General features: G+C 64.8%; 14 protein-coding genes. 8 read left to right on the top strand and 6 right to left on the bottom strand.

The window, feature by feature from the left end:
- Positions 1-457: 457 nt before the first annotated feature.
- The 4 genes from ACQY4S_RS01585 to ACQY4S_RS01600 form a co-directional block, all read right to left on the bottom strand.
- On the bottom strand, positions 458-1,546 hold the full coding sequence (locus ACQY4S_RS01585) for a hypothetical protein (RefSeq protein WP_428483421.1): 1,089 nt from the start codon (positions 1,544-1,546) through the stop codon (positions 458-460).
- 91 nt (positions 1,547-1,637) lie between these two features.
- Positions 1,638-4,130, bottom strand: coding sequence for a circularly permuted type 2 ATP-grasp protein (locus tag ACQY4S_RS01590; RefSeq protein WP_428483422.1), 2,493 nt, complete (start codon positions 4,128-4,130; stop codon positions 1,638-1,640).
- A 177-nt stretch (positions 4,131-4,307) separates the two neighbouring features.
- Positions 4,308-5,804, bottom strand: coding sequence for a glycogen synthase GlgA (gene glgA / locus ACQY4S_RS01595; protein ID WP_428483423.1), 1,497 nt, complete (start codon positions 5,802-5,804; stop codon positions 4,308-4,310).
- A gap of 424 nt (positions 5,805-6,228) precedes the next feature.
- Positions 6,229-6,435 (bottom strand): hypothetical protein, encoded by a 207-nt coding sequence (locus tag ACQY4S_RS01600; protein WP_428483424.1) that lies wholly within the window; start codon positions 6,433-6,435, stop codon positions 6,229-6,231.
- Positions 6,436-6,781: 346 nt separating this feature from the next.
- Between ACQY4S_RS01600 and ACQY4S_RS01605 the strand changes: the two genes are divergently transcribed.
- The 7 genes from ACQY4S_RS01605 to ACQY4S_RS01635 all read left to right on the top strand — a co-directional run bounded on the left by ACQY4S_RS01605 (position 6,782) and on the right by ACQY4S_RS01635 (position 14,306).
- On the top strand, positions 6,782-7,825 hold the full coding sequence (locus ACQY4S_RS01605; RefSeq protein ID WP_428483425.1) for a rod shape-determining protein: 1,044 nt from the start codon (positions 6,782-6,784) through the stop codon (positions 7,823-7,825).
- A 101-nt stretch (positions 7,826-7,926) separates the two neighbouring features.
- Complete coding sequence (gene mreC / locus ACQY4S_RS01610; protein ID WP_428483426.1) at positions 7,927-8,820, top strand: rod shape-determining protein MreC; 894 nt, start codon at positions 7,927-7,929, stop codon at positions 8,818-8,820.
- The gene (locus tag ACQY4S_RS01615) at positions 8,820-9,374 is read left to right on the top strand and encodes a rod shape-determining protein MreD (protein ID WP_428483427.1); all 555 of its coding nucleotides are present in this window, start codon (positions 8,820-8,822) and stop codon (positions 9,372-9,374) included. Before mreC ends, ACQY4S_RS01615 begins: the two co-directional genes overlap by 1 nt.
- A 193-nt stretch (positions 9,375-9,567) precedes the next feature.
- Positions 9,568-11,448: a penicillin-binding protein 2 gene (gene mrdA / locus ACQY4S_RS01620; RefSeq protein ID WP_428483428.1), complete on the top strand. Its 1,881-nt coding sequence runs from the start codon at positions 9,568-9,570 to the stop codon at positions 11,446-11,448.
- Complete coding sequence (gene rodA / locus ACQY4S_RS01625; protein ID WP_428483429.1) at positions 11,445-12,584, top strand: rod shape-determining protein RodA; 1,140 nt, start codon at positions 11,445-11,447, stop codon at positions 12,582-12,584. Before mrdA ends, rodA begins: the two co-directional genes overlap by 4 nt.
- Complete coding sequence (locus ACQY4S_RS01630) at positions 12,585-12,968, top strand: DUF3293 domain-containing protein (protein WP_428483430.1); 384 nt, start codon at positions 12,585-12,587, stop codon at positions 12,966-12,968. It abuts the gene before it with no gap.
- A gap of 207 nt (positions 12,969-13,175) precedes the next feature.
- Entirely contained in the window at positions 13,176-14,306 is a 1,131-nt protein-coding gene (locus tag ACQY4S_RS01635) for a glycosyltransferase (protein WP_428483431.1), read from the top strand.
- A 290-nt stretch (positions 14,307-14,596) separates the two neighbouring features.
- Here the strand turns inward: ACQY4S_RS01635 and ACQY4S_RS01640 are convergent, their stop codons facing one another.
- Both ACQY4S_RS01640 and ACQY4S_RS01645 read right to left on the bottom strand, forming a co-directional pair.
- The gene (locus ACQY4S_RS01640; protein WP_428483432.1) at positions 14,597-15,652 is read right to left on the bottom strand and encodes a glycosyltransferase family 4 protein; all 1,056 of its coding nucleotides are present in this window, start codon (positions 15,650-15,652) and stop codon (positions 14,597-14,599) included.
- Positions 15,653-15,767: 115 nt separating this feature from the next.
- A complete protein-coding gene (locus ACQY4S_RS01645; protein WP_428483433.1) occupies positions 15,768-17,093 on the bottom strand; it encodes an ABC transporter substrate-binding protein in 1,326 nt (441 codons plus the stop codon).
- Positions 17,094-17,307: 214 nt separating this feature from the next.
- On the opposite strand from ACQY4S_RS01645, the gene arfB reads away from it, so the two are divergent.
- Positions 17,308-17,727, top strand: a complete 420-nt coding sequence (arfB, locus tag ACQY4S_RS01650) for an alternative ribosome rescue aminoacyl-tRNA hydrolase ArfB (protein WP_428483434.1) — start codon at positions 17,308-17,310, stop codon at positions 17,725-17,727.
- The last annotated feature ends 65 nt before the right edge of the window (positions 17,728-17,792 follow it).

Raw genomic sequence — 17,792 nt, forward strand, 5'->3', positions numbered from 1 at the left:
CTGGTCGCGGAGAGTTGGTCTGGAAAAAAGGCGATGACGGGCGGAGGTGCACAATCCGTTGGTCAGACAACCTTAGATCAGAAACGGCACGGCCATCTTTGGCTGGCCAGCGAATGAGCAGCCGACAAGCCGCTGCGCGGCACGATCTTGCGGTCCTTCCCAGCTGAAGATCCTTTGCGGACGTGCATCGGCGTTGACAGTCATGTGAGTGGCGTGTGATCCGGGTAGGGTAACTGATGCAAGCTCGAGCTTTCTGATCAGTGGCCGATATCATCCACGTGTATCCAGCGTCAGTGATCGCATGCCAAGCGGCGACCGTTTGTCCGCCATGGGCGCGAAGCGGACAGTCATCAGGGTATGTTCAATGGCGTATTCTGGCCGCGACTGAACAGTCCGCTTTCGGAAAGCCTGAACGCAAAGCAGACCTCGGCGACCGAAATCGGTATCCGCCCCGCGCTCAGGTCTCGAGCAGTTCCTTCGCGAATATGTCCTCGCAGGTCAATCGCCGCTGCGTGAGGCCTTGTTCGTAATGATAGCGCAAGACGACATCGACTGCCTTACGATTGGCTGCCATGCCATAGGGCCACCAGTCATCACCCAGCAGGCTGCGGTCCTCGTCGATGAGCCTGCTAAACCACGGCAACATGGTGGCCATGTTGTTGAAGGTCATGCCCTTCACATATTGCTCCGTCACAGCCTGCTTCGCGTCGCAGAAACCCCTGTAGACAGCCTTGACAATGTCCGGCCGCCCGGCAGCAAGTTCCCTGCGGACCACCACCGTGTGCATGATTGGGAAAATGCCCGTGCGCTGAAAGTAGGAGCGCTCAGCCCCCTCATAGTCGTCGAACAGCCGGCCGACCTTGGGCGATTTCTCCAGCACGCACTTTGGAACGTCGGCCGAGATTAAGGCGTCGATCTCGCCTGCTTCCAGCATTTTGCCCAAATCGGCGCCCTTCGCGGCCGACTTCACTTCGACATCAGCGGGATGCGGTTGTGGAATGAAGTCGACCGGCTCCATTGGGAAGTCAATGCCGCCAACGATCCAGCGGCATTGTTCCGGTTTCAAGCCGTAGTCGTCCGACAAAATGCCCTTTGGCATGATACCGGCGTCATGGCCATAAACCGCAAGTTCACCGATGGTCTTACCGGCAAGATCCTCCGGGCGCTCAATCCCACTCGCCTTGTTGATGTAGATCGCTGAGTGCCGGAAGCAGCGATTGGGGAATACTGGAATTGCGACGAATGGCGGATCGTCAAAGTCCATGGTGCGCAGGAAATACGTCATGCCGAGTTCCGACACATCGAACGCGCGCTTCCGGATCATGCGCTCGAAGATTTCAGTAACAATGCGCGCGCTGTGGAAGGTCGCGTCAACGCCCTCGATCGTGACGGTGCCGTCGGCCAGAGCGCGCGTTCGATCATAGTTCCAAAAGGCGATCTCGAGTTTCATTCCGCTCATGATGATGAGTCCTGCTTGTTCTTGGCTGACCGATCCCTGGCAGGCACTGGACCAGCGTTCGGCGGCGTCAGCGTTGGGGAGAGGCATCGGTGGTCCGACATCATTGTTTAACGCGCTAAGACCGCGGATGATGCCGACCAGGTACCTCCACGCATGTCACGACCCCATGCGCCCTTCCTCAAGCTGCCCCGCGCCGCGGCCGGTTTTCCACGCCCAAGCTGCGCGCGATCGGCAGCAGCGTGAAATAGCGCCGCGATACCCGTTCCGCCATTGCGCCGATGGCGCGGGACAGCGCGCGCAGCCGCGGCGGAAGCCGGGCTGCGGTGGACATCTGCTCGGGCGAGCGTATCACCTCCTGCACGATGTCCTGGGCTTCCTGCAGCAGCGGCTCCATCGCCATCACCAAAGTGTCGCCGTCTTCCACAATCTCGCGGAGCAGATCACGCAGCGTGGCCAACTGGAATGCCAGGCCGCGCGGATTGCCTTCATCCGCCAGGATCAGGTCGAGCGCCGGCGCCGGCTGCAATACCGCCAGATAGCGGCCGCGGTAGGTGATCATCGAGTCTCTCAGCTCCAGCGCCAGGCGCAGTCCCGCTTCCACCCGGCCCGGCTGGCTGGCTGCGTCCGGCTGGTCCAGCACGTCCGCCAGTTCGGTGACGATGGCCTGGGCCCGCTCGGTTCGGCGGCCGAAATCCAGGAACAGCCGGCCGCCGCCGCGTACCATGTTTTCGGCCACCAGTCCGGCGACGGTGGCGGCGAAGGCCAGGATCTCCGTCGTCAGGTGGGACGCCGATTCCAATGCCGACGCATCGGAGTCGAACGGAAGCTTGCGCATCGCCTCCCCCAGGTCGCGCAGCGAGCGGGTCAGCACGGTGTGCATCTCACCGGTCAGGCGGTCGCGAAGCTGATCGACCTGCCGTGACACATGGCCCAGCACCCGGCGCATCCGGCCGTTGGCGCGGAAGGCGCGTGTCACCGTGGAGGCCAGCATGCCGACGCCCAGCACGGTGTTTTCCTCGGGATTGATCATGCCGGCGCTGCTCAGGCTGGCCATCAGCACCTGCATCTCGGCAAGCTCGCGGGCCGACGGCAAGGGACGCAGGATGCGGGCGATCATGGCGCGCTGCAGGCGGGCGGCTTCCTCCAGCCGTTCCAGATAGCGACCCAGCCAGTAGAAATTATCGGCCACGCGGGACGGCAGGTCCCCCGCCGTGCGGCGGATCGCCAGAATCGGCGTGATCACGCCGAGCACACCCTGGGTGGCGCTGCTTTCCTCCGCCAGCACCCAGACGTCCTTCGACAAGGCATTGCGCGGCAGCCGGCCGGCCAGGGCGTCTTCATCCGACAGGGCGCGGGCGAGGCCACCTGGGAACGCCCGCCAGCGCGTGCCATCGAAGCACAGGAACATGCGCAGCGCGACCGGCCTCGCCTCCAGGCCGTGCGGACCGGCGCAGGGCGCCACGGAGGGCGTTGGCGCCATGGAAGCGGCATAGGCGGCTGGCATCGCCGCGATGCCGGCCGCCAGATCCGCGCGTTCCCGTGCGGACAGCATCATCGGCACCACCGGTATAGAATCGCCGTCGGTTGCCGGCCGGATAACCCAGCCTTCCAGGTCGCGCAGCACGGTGCGAACCACCGCCCCTTCACCCAGCCACAACGTGGCCTGGCTGGCCACCCGCAGATCTTCGGACAACAGCCGGCGAGCCAGACTGGGCAGGAAGGCGGCGAGGGCAGGGGCCTCGGCCAGGGCGGAACCAGGATTGTTCGCCATGCGCAGCGAACCCGCGCGGATCGCTTCCAGCAGTCCGGGCACGCCGACGCCGGACGCCAGTTCCAGCGAGTCGACCTGGTCGCCGTCCTTGCGTCGCAGCAGCACGCCGATCCGCCGCAGTCCCCGCAGGGTCTTGAGAAAGACCTGGCCGTTGCGCAGTGTGAGGTCGCCGCTCTCCACCAGGTTGATCGACAGTTCCCGCGACAGCAGCACATGCTCGAACCACATCGGGTCGGCGTGGCCGCCGCTGAGAAGCGCGACCGCCGCATCGTCGTCGGGAGCAAGCGCCTGCAACGTCTCGCTGATGATGTCGAGGAAGGGGCGGAGCTGCCGGATCCTCTGGAACTGGAACAGCTCCGGCACGACGCGGCCAAGGATGCGGCGGTTTTCCAGCGCATAGGCGAGGCCCTGGCCCTGGTCGGTGCGGTCGGCAAGCACCCGCCAGGCACCGTCGGAGCCGCGCAGCAGGTCGGCGGCGTAGAATGACAGGACGCGATTTCGGTGCTGGCCATCGACCCGGCGGCACGGACGCAGGAACGCCGGATTGCCATAGACCAGATCGGGCGGAAGCAGCCCCTCGGCCAGCAGTGTCCGCGGGCCATACAGATCGGCCAGGATCAGGTTCAGCAGATCGGCGCGTTGCGCCAGGCCGAATTCCAGCGCGGCGAACTCGGCCGCCGCCAGCGGCAGCGGGATCGGATCGCAGCGCCAGTTGACCGCGCGTTCCCCCGGCAGGATGGCGGTGATGCCCTCCTCCTCGAACGACTGGTCGAGCAGGTGCGCGCGCTGCGCCAGGGTTTCGCTGCCCAGGCTGAACATGGCGGAGAGCAGGGACCGCCAGTGCGGTTTGACGCCACCGGCACCGTCCGCCATTTCATCCAGCGCGCTGTTGCCGATCATGCTTGTCGGGCTCGAGGCGCCGCGACGGCCTGAATGGATTGGCTGATCAGGGCGGCCAAACCCTTGCAGGCACGCACGGTATCTTCCTTTTTTCAGGCCGAGGCGTTAATCGTACAACATCGGTGAAACCTGTGTCCAGAAGCACCTTTCCGATGGTGATCCGACGGCGTGGTGCGGTCAGGCCGCCACTTCCAGCGCATCGTTGACGACCGGCGGCGCGGGCTGGACGCGAGACCTTGGAGACGGCCGCACCGGCGCCGGCTGGTGGCCGATCAGGCGGCGGTACAATGCATCATATTCGGCCGCCGCACCGGACCAGCCGAAACTCCGTGCCATCGCCGCGCGGCGCATCTCGGCCAGCAGCGCCTCATCGTCATAGGCGTCGAAGGCCCGGTGGCAGGCGGACATCAAACCATCCGAGGACAGGTTGGAGAACAGAAAGCCGGTTGTCCCGTCATCGATGGTGTCCGCCAGTCCGCCGGTGGCATGGGCGATCGGCAGGGCGCCATAGCGCTGCGCCTGCATCTGGGTCAGGCCGCACGGTTCGAACCGAGACGGCATCAGCGTGAAGTCGCTGGCGGCGACGATGCGGCGCGCCATTGGCTCGTTGAAGCCGATCAGCACGCCGATATCATCGCGATGCCGGCGGGAGGTCCGGCTGAGCATATGCTCGATCTCCGGATCGCCCAGGCCGAGGATGGCGATCTGGCCGCCGTTGCCGACGATGTCGTTCGCCGCTTCGGCCACCAGGTCCAGGCCTTTCTGATGCACCAGGCGGGAGACGATGCCGAACAAGGGCCCGTCGGATGGACGCAGGCACAGCCCGGTGCGAATGACGTCCGCATTGGCCTGCTTGCCGTCCAGGTCATCGGGCTCGAAATGATGCGGCAGATGCGGATCGCTGCCGGGATCCCAGCTCTCGTCAATGCCATTCACGATGCCGGAAAGCTGTCCCCGCGACGCGCGTCCCTGCATCAGGCCATGCAGGCCGGCGCCAAGCGACTCGGTGGTGATTTCCTTGGCATAGGTCGGGCTGACCGTGGTGACGTGGCTGGCATAGAAGCTGCCGGCTTTCAGGAAGGAGACGCGGCCGTGGAATTCCACCCCGTTGACATTGAACGCCGCATCCGGGATGCCCAGCCCGTGACGCTGGGTGGCGTCGAAATTGCCTTGATAGGCAATGTTGTGGATGGTCAGGACAGTGGGGATGCGCGTGCCGTCCCACTGCATGTAGGCTGGCGTCAAGCCGCCTGGCCAGTCGTTCACATGGACGATGTCGGGGGTCCAGTCCAGCCCGCCGCGCCCGGCGGCAATGTCCGCCGCGGCCAGCGAGAGGCGGGCAAAGCGCAGGTGATTGTCCTGCCAGTCGGCACCCTCTGGCGTGCAATAAGGCGTGCCCCGCCGGTCGAACAAGCAGGCTGCTGCAACCAGATACAGGATCATGCCGTCCGGCAGGCGCACCTCGCCAAGCCGAGCGGCTGGAACTGCGGCACGTCCGGGAAGGTGACCGGTCCATGCCACGGCGGGGATTTTCGCCATGACCTCGGCGTAGGCTGGCATGACGATGCGGACGTCGATGCCACGTTGCCGCAGCGCGAGTGGCAGGCCGGCCGACACTTCGCCAAGGCCGCCTGCCTTGGCGAGGCCGGCGACCTCACTTGTGACGAAGAGCACCTTTATCGCTGCCACCAGGACCCCGACCTTCTGGATCCATCTGATCCATTTGAACCGATCATACTGGCTAGCGAGGCTGGCGAATGCGTGGCCGATGCCTTGGGAAGCCTACAAAATCAGGATTGGTTGACAGCCTGATACCGACAATGCAACTATATGTTATCGGACTGCGGCATGTCGGACGGCATCGGAACGGCAATGCGCCTGACCGGTAAAAGGCCATGGCTGCTATTGCAAAACAGGCGAATGTAGCTGCATGGCGGCTGACTATTCGCAGACCTCGCCTGAGGCAAGGCAGCTAAGCCATTATGTTACGATACAGTTATTGATATAGGGTTCAGACAGATCTTGCGATGACGGGCGCCAAAGGCGCTGAACCGCTGCCTTGCACAGATACATTCACCTGCATGGACAGGCGCAAGCGTCAGTGCGTCACCGCCCCGCCGACGGCACCCACCCCGCCACCGAGGAGCGCGCCGGTTGCGGGCCGGCCACCGGCAACCGCCGCAACGCCAGCGCCGGCCCCCGCGCCGATCAAGCCGCCAGAGACAGCCCGGGTCGCCGGATCTCCGCCGCACCCTGCCAGACCCAACATCAGCCCGGACAACATCACCACCTCAACAATGCGCATAACAAAACTCCTGTCCTCGCGGGTGACAGATTGACCGAGAAACTTGCCAATTCGCGACAAAAAAGCGGCAACTTTGCGGCAGCTCATCAAGGGTTTGTCAAGCAACCCCTTGTGATCTGCAACCGTGAAGGCTAAGCCGTCTGGTGCCGCTTGCACGCCTCCTCACGTCGTGATTCTCTAGTGACCTGAGTCGTAGGTTCGCCATCATGGGTGAACCCCAGACCCCGGCCACTAGTTCCTTGTTTTCAGTGGCCTACTTAACCGTACGTCCGTCACAAGATGCGACGAACTTCGGGGGGCAGGACACGAGGGCCAATCCTTCGCATTCCGACCAAAGGTTCTCTGGATGTTCACCCGGTTGCTCGGCTTCATGTCAGCCGACATGGCGATCGATCTCGGCACGGCCAACACGCTGGTGTATGTCAAAGGCCGAGGCATTGTGCTGGCGGAACCCAGCGTCGTCGCCATTGCCGATGTCCGCGGCAAGAAACAGGTGGTCGCGGTCGGCGAGGAAGCCAAGCAGATGCTCGGCCGCACCCCAGGCTACATCACTGCCAGCCGGCCGCTGCGCGACGGCGTCATCGCCGATTTCGAAGTGGCGGAGGAAATGATCAAGCACTTCATCCGCAAGGTGCACAACCGCCGCCGTTTCGCCTCACCGGTGATCATCATCTGCGTCCCCTCCGGTTCCACTGCGGTGGAACGCCGAGCCATTCAGGAAAGCGCGGAAAGTGCCGGGGCACGGAAGGTGCAGTTGATCGAGGAACCGATGGCCGCCGCGATCGGCGCCGGCCTGCCGGTGACCGAGCCGTCGGGTTCGTTGATCGTCGATATCGGCGGCGGCACCACCGAGGTCGCGGTGATCTCCCTGGGCGGCATCGTCTATTCGCGCAGCGTCCGCGTCGGCGGCGACAAGATGGACGAGGCAATCATCAGCTACATTCGCCGCAACCATAACCTGCTGATTGGCGAGTCCTCGGCTGAACGCACGAAGATGGAGTTGGGCGCCGCGGCCGCTCCGAGTTCCGGCGAGGATGGCCCGTTCCGGGAAGTGCGCGGCCGCGATCTGATGAATGGCGTTCCGCGGGAGGTGCTGATCAGCCAGCGGCAGATCGCCGAAAGCCTGGCCGAACCGGTGTCCGCCATTGTCGAGGCGGTGAAGGTCGCGCTGGAAAACACGCCGCCCGAACTGGCCGCCGACATCGTTGACCGGGGCATCGTGCTCACCGGCGGCGGTGCGCTGCTGCATCGGTTGGATCAGGTACTGCGCGATACGACGGGGCTTGGCGTCGTCATAGCGGAAAACCCGCTGCAATGCGTCGCACTTGGCACCGGACGGGCGTTGGAGGAGAGAAAACGTTTGAGTAACGTGCTGACAAGCATGTATTAGAGGCAGGCAACGCCAGAAGGGCGTCCGAGCGGGCGTCCAGGTGGGCCAGTGGAGGATGTCAGCAAGGCCGTTCGCGCTGATCTTCCTCCGTGAAGGTGCCAATGATCCGCCTCTCGATCCAGGCCCGCCAGGCATTGGCGCGGATGACCCTGCCGATGCTGATCCTGGCTTCGTTCGCCTTGATGCTTCTGGGCAAGGCGGATTCGGTGGTGGCCGAGCGTGTGCGGCTGGCGCTGGCGGATGCGCTGGTGCCGATCTATGCCGCTATGGCGGGACCATCCGAGCGGGTTCAGGCCGCCGTGACCGAACTTGCCGACCTGTGGGCAATGCGGGCGGAGAATGCCCGCCTGCGCGACGAGAATGAGCGGCTGCATCGCTGGCAGTCGATCGCGCTGGCCCTGGACGCCGAAAACCAGCGTCTGAAAGCCAGCCTGCGCTGGATCCCTAATCCCCCGGCGTCTTTCGTCACCGCGCGGGTCGTCGCCGATGCCGGCGGCGTCTACGGCAAGGCGGTGCTGCTGTCGATCGGCCCCCACCACGGCATTCGCCGGGGCGAGATCGCGGTCGATGAACGCGGACTGGTCGGCCGCGTCACCGACGTGGGCGCCCGCACCGCGCGCGTCCTGCTGATCACCGACCTCAACAGCCGTATCCCGGTCATGCTGGAAGCATCGCGCGCCCACGCCATCCTGATCGGCACCAACGGAAGCCGGCCGCGGCTGCTCTATTGGCCCGAGGGCACCGTTCCACAGGAAGGCGAGCGGATCGTCACCAGCGCCGAGGCAGATGCGTTCCCGGCCAATCTGCCGGTCGGCACCGTGCACTATGCCGGCGGCGGCACCCCAGAGGTCGAGCCCGCCGCAATGCTCCAGAAGCTGGAACTGGTGCGGATCTTCGACTACGGCGTGAATGACATCGCGTCTGCCGAAGCGGCGCGATCCCCGCCGCATCCGCAGGGACAGCCGGCGTCGCCGATCACGCCTGGCGAGCATTGATGGTGCGAAGCGACCGGCACCCAGGTGTCCGCCCCAGAGCAAGCCTGGGCCGCCGGCTGGACAGCGCCGCGCGGATCAGCTTCCCCACCTGTGCCACGTTTCTGCTGATGCTGCTGACCACGGCACCCCTCGGGATCGCTGCCCAGCCGCCTCTGCTGCCTGCCGTGGCGATCGGCTGCGTCTGGTTCTGGTCATTGGTTCAGCCGGACTACCTGCCGCCACCCGCCGTCTTCGTGATCGGCCTGCTGCTCGACCTGCTGGGCTATCTGCCGCCGGGTGCCGGCGTGCTGACCCTGCTATGCTGCCACGGGGTCGCACTTCGGCTTCGCCAGGTCCTCGCGCAACGCGGCTTCGCGCTGGCCTGGCTGGCGTTCATCCCGGTTGCCGCGGGCGCCGCGCTGCTGATCTGGCTGCTGGTCATGCTGCTGACGTTCCGCCTGCTGTCCCCCGAGGCGGTGGTGTTCCAGGCGATCTTGAGCGTTGCGATCTATCCCGTGATCGCGGTGCCGCTGGCGGCGGCGCAGCGCTCGATTACCAGTGCGGAGCGGGCCTGATGGCGCATTGGGCTTGTGGACAAGGAACCGCGGTGGATCAGGCACGGTTGGTCAGTGCCGTCATGGCGGGCGACCGGGCACTTGAGGGAGGGGCAGGCCCGGCGTCCACGCTTTCGCCGAGGCCAGCACCGCAAGGCGTGGATGGCGGCCCTGCGGCCGCCATGACGTCAAGGTTACAGATACCCGGTTGCATATGAAGCGGGCGGTGAAACGCACCGGCGTCTTTACCCGGCGCGCGCTGCTGCTAATGGGCGGACAGGTTGCCATTCTAGGTATGCTGGGATCCCGCCTGTATCAGGTGCAGGTGCGGGAAGGTGCCCGCTTTACCACCTTGGCGAACGAGAACCGCATCAGCGCCCGCATGATCGCCCCGCCGCGCGGCCGCATCCTGGACCGGTTCGGCGTGGTCGTGGCCGGCAACAGCACCAACTGGCGCGCCGTGCTGATCGCCGAACAGACAAATGACGTGGCGGCGACCCTGGACGCGTTTTCCGCGCTGCTGCCGCTCAATGAGTATGAGCGGGCGCGGATCGACCGGGAGCTGCACCGCCGGCGCAAGTTCATTCCGGTGCTGATCCGCGAGTTCCTCACCTGGGACGACATGGCGAGGATCGAGGTCAATGCCCCGAACCTGCCCGGCATCGTCGTCGATGCGGGCACCACGCGCGAATACCCGTTCGGCGAGCAACTCGCGCATGTTGTCGGATATGTCGCGCCGCCGAACGATCAGGACGTCGCCGACGATCCGCTGCTGGGCCTGCCTGGTCTGCGGATCGGCCGCGCCGGGATAGAGAAGTACCATGACCTGGCGCTGCGCGGACGCGCCGGGGCGGTGCGGCTTGAGGTGAACGCGGTCGGCCGGGTGATCCGCGAACTGGACCGCCAGGACGGCGTGCAGGGAGAAGAAGTCGGGCTGACCCTCGATGCCGGCTTGCAGCAGTCGGTGCTGCGGACGCTGGGCGACGAAAGCGCCAGCGCCGTGGTGATGGACTGCCGCAACGGCGAGGTGCTGGCGATGGCCACCAACCCGTCCTTCGACCCGATCCTGTTCAACGCCGGCGTTTCGCAGGCGCAGTGGCTGGAATGGAATGCGGACCGCCGCACGCCGCTGATCAACAAGGCGACGTCCGGTCTCTATGCGCCTGGATCAACCTTCAAGATGGCGGTGGCGCTGGCCGGGCTGGAATCCAGGGCGATCAGCCCGACGGACCGCATTCACTGTCCAGGCTACCTCGATATCGGCAATACGCGGTTCCACTGCTGGCGCAAGGGCGGCCACGGGATGCTCGACCTGCAGGGCGGCCTGAAGCACAGTTGCGACGTCTATTTCTATGAGGTTGCCCGTCGCACTGGCATCGACCCCATCGCGGCGATGGCCAACCGGTTCGGCCTGGGGGTGGAACTGGCGCTGGATCTGCCCGGCCAACGTCCTGGCCTGATCCCGACGCGGGCATGGCGGGTCAGCCACGGCCACGCCTGGAACCTGGGCGATACCATTGTCAGCGGCATCGGCCAGGGCTTTATCCAGGTGACGCCGCTGCAGCTTGCGACCTACGTCTCCCGCATCGCCAGCGCGCGGGCGGTGCAGCCGCATCTGACACGCAAGCTGGGCGGCGTGCTGCGGCCTGGGGCGACGGCGGCAGACCATCCGCCGCTCGCCGTGGCTGACAAGCTGCTGCATATGGTGCGGCAGGGCATGTGGGCGGTGGTCAATGAACCGGGTGGCACCGCGCCGCTGGCTAGGCTGGCCGATCCGGCGGTGCAACTGGCCGGCAAGACCGGTTCCGCGCAGGTCCGGCGGGTATCGCGGGAGCTGCGCGAAAGCGGCCACTTCGACAGCGGGAAGCTGCCCTGGGAGTATCGTCCGCACGCCTTGTTCGTCGCCTATGCCCCCTATGACGATCCGCGCTACGCGGTGTCGGTGGTGGTCGAGCATGGCAACGCCGGTGCCGCGGCGGCGGCCCCAATGGCGCGGGACATCATGACCGAGGTGCTGCGGCGCGATCCGGTCAACCAGACGAACCCGCCCGTTGCCGACGCGACGCCGTTGCCTGGGAATCAGGCGCGGTCATGACGGATCGCCGCCCCTGGCGCGGAGTGTCGTTCGACGCGGTGGGCAAGTTTCGGCGGATCAACTGGCTGTACGTCCTGCTGCTTTGCCTGCTTGCCGGCGTCGGCTACACCGCGTTGTACAGCGCCGGCGGCGGTCCTGAGCCATTCGCGACACGTCATGGGGTGCGGTTCGCCCTGGGTCTGGTGCTGATGCTTGCGATTGCGATGGTGGATATCAGGTTCATCGCCCGCCTCGCCTGGCCGGCCTGGCTGGGCTGCGCCGTGCTGCTGCTGCTGGTGCTGCGGATGGGGCATGTCGGTAAGGGGGCGGAGCGCTGGCTGGAACTCGGCGGTCTGCAACTCCAGCCATCCGAACTGATGAAACTGGCGCTGGTGCTGGCGCTCGCGGCCTGGTTTCATCGCGCGTCGTGGGAGCGGATGGGCAACCCGTTGTTCCTAATCCCGCCGCTGCTGGCCGTGCTGATCCCGGTCGGGCTGATCCTGAAGGAGCCTAATCTGGGCACCGCGGCCATCACCGCGATACTGGGCGCCGCCGTCTTCTTTGCCGCCGGCGTAAGATGGTGGAAGTTCCTGCTGGTCGCACTGCCGATCCCGTTTCTGGCGGAGTTTGCCTACGCGCATATGCACGATTACCAGCGGGCGCGGATCGACACCTTCTTACATCCGGAAAGCGATCCGCTGGGAGCGGGCTACAACATCATTCAGTCCAAGATCGCCCTGGGGTCCGGCGGGCTATGGGGCAAGGGCTTCCTGCAGGGCACCCAGGGCCACCTGGATTTCCTGCCGGAAAAGCAGACTGACTTTATTTTTACCATGATTGGCGAAGAATTCGGGTTGGTCGGCGGCCTGGTCGTCATGGGGCTGCTGTGCCTTATAATCCTGGGCGGCATGCTGATTGCAATTCGCTGCCGCAATCAGTTTGGCCGGCTGGTGGCCCTGGGCATCTCTTGCAATTTTTTCCTTTACGTGTTTGTCAACATCGCGATGGTCATGGGCGTGATTCCGGTTGGTGGCGTGCCTCTGCCGCTGGTTTCACATGGGGGATCTGCGATGCTGACGGTTATGGTCGGATTCGGCGTGTTGATGTCGGTCCACGTGCATCGTGACGTGGTGTTTGCCATGCGCGACGCGGTTTAGGTGCACGCTATTTTTCCGCTGGCCTACCGCCAGAGCCGATATGAAGCCGCCGGCGCGGTTGTGCGGATCGGCTGCCGTTCGGTCGCCATGGACCGGCTGTTGTCCGTGCATCGCAGCCGAACCGGCACGTTCGTCACTGCCTTCAACCCATTCTCCCGCCGGATGCCGCTGGGCTGGAACCGGCGCATGCAGGCTCGGCTTGAGCAGACCGCGCGCCGCTGGCCGGCGCTGGCCGCCAAAGGGTCGTGGCGAGGCTGGTGTGAGGCGCACCTGCTGCTGTTTGGAAACTGGCGGCCGGCGATCCGTCTGGCCCGCAGCTTTCGGCAGAACGCGGTTGTGATCATCCACCTCAGGCAATCCGGACGTCTGGTATCGACTTCTTGAACCGAACGATCCACCTCTGTGCAGTCGAATTTGCCGGGTGTCTGAAGGTCGTCGCGTTTAAAGGTCTTCGAACCTCTGCTCCCGTCCAGGTCAGATCAATCCGTCAGCGTCGACGTTTTACGCACGCATCTTAGTGGGGTCAGCGTGGCAATCGATGATTTACTTGCCTGGTCAAGTGCCGAGGCCGCAGTCAGCATGAACTCATCGATGTCGATTGTGCCGCCGGCCAAACCCCTGTCGGCGGCCATCTACATCCAGGACCTTTCGCCGGGCGGGGTCGAGCGCCAATGCCTCGTGCTTGCACGCGAACTGCGGGCGCGCGGCGTGGACGTGACACTGGTGTTGCACAAGGTCCGCGGTGAGCTGCTGCCGCTGCTGCCGGATGGTGTACCGGTCATCGACCTGCACAGCCGCCGCACATTGCAGGATGTCCAACGGCTCCGGCGGTATCTGCGGAACGACCAGCCGAGCATCTTCATGGCCAATGTCGACCATAAGAACGTTGCGGCGTCGCTGGCCAAGGCGTTGACCGGGTCCAGAACCAAGCTGGTGATTTGCCAGCACAACCCGCTGACGTCGGGCTTTCATGCGACAGTGAACTGGAAGCATCGCTGGGTGCCGTTCTGCTATCGGATGCTGGCGTCCTGGATCGACCATGCGGTGGCGGTTTCGGATGGCATCGCCGGGGAACTCATCCGCAACGGTGGCCTGCCGGCGCGCAAGGTCAGCACGATCAGCAATGCCGTGATCGGCGATGACTTCGAGAGCCGAGCGAATGCCCCGGTGACGCATCCCTGGCTGGAGGCCCGCGACCGCCCGGTGTTTGTTAGCGCCGGCCGCCTAGTGGAAATGAAGGATCACCGCACCCTGCTGCATGCCTTCTCCCTGCATGTCCGTCGCGATCGCGCTCGCCTCTTGATGCTGGGAGCCGGGCCGATGCGAGCGGAACTGGAAGCGCTTGCGCATTCCCTGGGCATCGCGGCGCATGTGGATTTCGTCGGCTTCGTGCAGAACCCGCTGCCTTACATGCGGGAAGCGGACGCGTTTGTCCTGTCCTCCCGCTCCGAAGGTTTCGGCAACGTGCTGGTGGAGGCGTTGGGATGCGGCACTCCGGTGCTGTCGACGGATTGTCCGCACGGGCCAGCCAAGATCCTCGCGAGCGGGATGTATGGCATCCTGGTGCCGCCGCAGGATCCGGCAGCGTTGGCGGCGGGATTGGGGCGTATCCTTGATGAGAAGGCGCGGTTTCCAGCGACCACACTCAAAGCGCGCGCCGGCGACTTCACCTATGCTGCGTGCGCGGATGGTTATTTGCGGCTGTTCAGAAGCCTGGTATAGAACGTCTTTCCTGCCGTTTCGTATCAAGTGGTTTTCGATCCAGTCGCTGCGGCTTGAACCCGTCATGGTTGGGCGCCCGAGCACGAGAAGGGGGTTGTCCCGGCCATCCTCGCACCAACGGCTGGGGGCGGATGGCTGGCACAAGGCCGGCCATGACGAGTTGATGCAACTTGATCGGAAAACGCTTTAAAGCGCGATTGGTTTAGGTTGATCCACGAATCGCGCTGCACCCCATTGTTTGATCGCGTGATTGACGCCTTCTGACTGGGTCAGCCTCAGGCGATCACGCTCTAACCCCAGCGGCGCAGGCCTGTCGCGCGGGCCCGCCGAACCACGAACCAGAGCCACGCTGCCTGCGGCAACAGTGTCGCGAATGGCACGATGGGCTTCCACGCCGACGGTGCCGCGATGAAGACCAGGCAGCAGACGCCGCCAAAGCCGGCGAATCCCCAGTGGAGCAGCGTTATCTTGGTCGCCGGCAGGCCGGACCGCTGCGCGACCTGATACAGGTGTCCCCGGTGCGGCCGGATGACCGCCTCGCCGTCCAGGGCGCGGCGGACCAGGGTGAACGCAACATCGAACAGCACGCCGGACAGCAGCATCGGCATCAGCAGGAAGGACAGTTCCACGCCATCAAAGCGGCTGGCAACCACCGCCAGCACCGCCAGGATGAAGCCGCAGAACTGGCTGCCGACATCGCCCAGGAAGATGCGAGCCTGAGGAAAGTTGAACGGCAGGAATCCGGCCAGGCCCGCCGCGAGCAAACCGGATGCGGCATAGGCGAACCAGCCGCCGTGCTGCTCACCGATGAACCCCAGGAACAGGCAGGCAATGAGCGCCACACCGCTGGCCAGGCCATTCAGCCCATCGATGAAGTTCATCGCGTTCGTGGTGAACAGGATCCACGCCAAGGTCGCCGCGATGCCAAGCCAGCCGACGGGGAGGGCACCCAGATAGGGAATGTTGAGGTTCATGACGTACAGCCCGCTGCTGACAGCGATCAGTGCGGCCAGCAGTTGTGCGCCAAGCTTGACGGTGAATGGCCAGTCGAACAGGTCGTCAAGAAAGGCGACGACCGCGATCGCGACGGAGGCCTCGATCACGCCGCGAAAGTAGGGGTCGGCCAGGCGGGCGAAGGCAGCAAACTGGTAGAGTACGCCGATGCCGACCAGGAACGCCAGCACGACACCAACGCCGCCACCTTTCGGTGTCGGGCGGTGATGTGCCTTGCGCGCCGCCGGCGTGTCCATCACCCGCGCCGCGATCATCATGCGGACTGTCGCGGCCGACAGCAGCACCAGCAGGGCGGCGAATTCCAGGTGGCGGAGGACGGCGGCGATGGTCATGCGACGATCTTCTCACAAGCAGGCCGGCTTCCAGCAGGCAGGCCGGTCAGCGGCAGGCGGATCGTTTATCGCCCTAAACCGATTCCGGCCATCCCATGCCAGAGTGTCGATGCTGCTACCGGGAGAAGCCTTCCAGCTCGTCCTTCGCCCAGTCGATCGCCTGCTGGATCGACTGGCCGGACACCAGCTTGGAGACCATTGTCGGGATCAGGCCACGATTCCACGCCTGCACGCCGATCTCCGGCGGACCGGAGGAGCCGGTGATATAGTATTCCGCATCGTGCCAGGGACGGATCGGGTAGTTGTAGACGGTGCCTTTCGGCGGCTCCACCTCCTCCCAGATCTTGAAGTCGGCCATCGACTGATAGGGCGGGATGTCGTAGCCGTCGACCGCCGTGGTCAGCGTCTCGATCTGCTCACGGGCGCCGAGGTAGGCCAGCAGGTCCCGCGCCGCGCCTTTGTTCTGGGCGAATGACCACAGGCCGAAGAAGTACGGGCGCATCGGCACCAGCCGCCCATGCGGGCCACGTGGGTTGGGAAACGTCCAGCAATCCGCCGCGATCTGGGGCGCATCGCGCTTGGCCACCGCCCACGCCGAGGGCGGATTCCAAATCAACGCCGACTTGCCGGAGATCAGCGCGCGGTTGTTCGAGGCATCGTCGTAGCTGACGGTGTCGGGTGGCAGGAACGGCGCCATCCGCTTGGCATACTCCAGCGCCGCCTTCACGTTGTCGGAATCGACCGTGATGTTGCCCTTGGCATCCACCAGGTTGGCGCCGAACGCGCCGAAGGTGGCACCCCAGGTCTGGTTCGAATCAGTGGTGCCGCCGCAGCCGAAGCCAAATGCAAATCCCGCTTTCTGGCATGCTTCCGCCGCCTTCAGTTGGGTTTCATAGGTCCAGTCGGCGGAGGTGGCGGGGGTCGCCGGATGCGCCGGGAACCAGGATTGAACGTCAATGCCGGCGTGCTGCTTCAGCAGGCTGATGCGCCCACATGGCGTCAGCGGCGCGGATCCCCAGGCAACCGGGACCGCACGCCAGTGACCCTCGGACACGCCGAGATATTCATAGGCGTGGCCGATCTTGCCGTACTGATCGATGAACGTCTTCATGATGTCGTCCACCGGATCAAGCTGGTCCGCATACTCGTGCACCGACCACATGTCGAAGGCGTAAATGTCGTGACCAGTCTTCGCCTGCGCCTCGGCTGCCATGGTGATGTTGATCTTGTTGCCGATGGCGGTGAGGAAATCGAGCTCGACGTCGACCTTGTTCTTTACCGCCCAGGCGGCGACAACCTTGCGCATCGCGGCGTTGCCCGCTGGCACCCAATGGTCCCACAAGGCGACATTCAGCCGGCCGGCCGCGCCGGCGGTCCGGATATGCACCAGCGGCAACGCGGACGCGGCCGCACCAAGACGCAGCGCTCCACGGCGTGTCATGTGTGTTTTCATCGACGTTGGCTCCCGTATCGGCCGGCTCGGCCAACAGGCGTCATGCCTGTCTTATCTTGTTGCCAGGGAGTATTCCTCAGCCGGTGATACGGAACAAGGACGATGTTGTTTATCGATCGGCGAACGACAACGGGCGACGGGATTGGGCGGAAGCGGTGCTGAAAGGCCTGGGTTCGCTGCCGACGCTGGATCGTGAATTGTCATGATCCAGGTGACAAAGACGCTGATGCTCGACGAGCGGGCGCTTGAGGAGACGTTCGTTCGCGCCTCCGGTCCGGGTGGGCAGAATGTCAACAAGGTTGAAACGGCGGTGCTGCTGCGTCTCAACCTTGATCGCGCCGGACTTCCGCCGCCGGTGCGCGCGCGGTTGGAGAAACTCGCCGGCAAGCGGCTGACGCTGGAAGGGGAGGTGCTGATCACCAGCCAGCAGCATCGTACGCAGGAGCGCAACCGCGCCGAGGCGATGGCAGCACTGATCCGGCTGATCCAGCGGGCGGCGATCGCACCGGTGCGGCGGGTGGCGACGAAGCCCAGCTTTGGATCGAAGCTGCGCCGGCTGGAGGAGAAAGCCCACCGAGCGCGGATCAAGCGTGGTCGTGGCGGCGGAGCCGAGCGCGAGTAGCAATGCGTCTGACAGCCTGATCTATATCGGTTACCGCAACGGAAGAGGCGGTGCAAAAGGGCCGA

The sequence above is a fragment of the Rhodopila sp. genome (genome assembly GCF_965276935.1).
GTDB lineage: Bacteria > Pseudomonadota > Alphaproteobacteria > Acetobacterales > Acetobacteraceae > Rhodopila.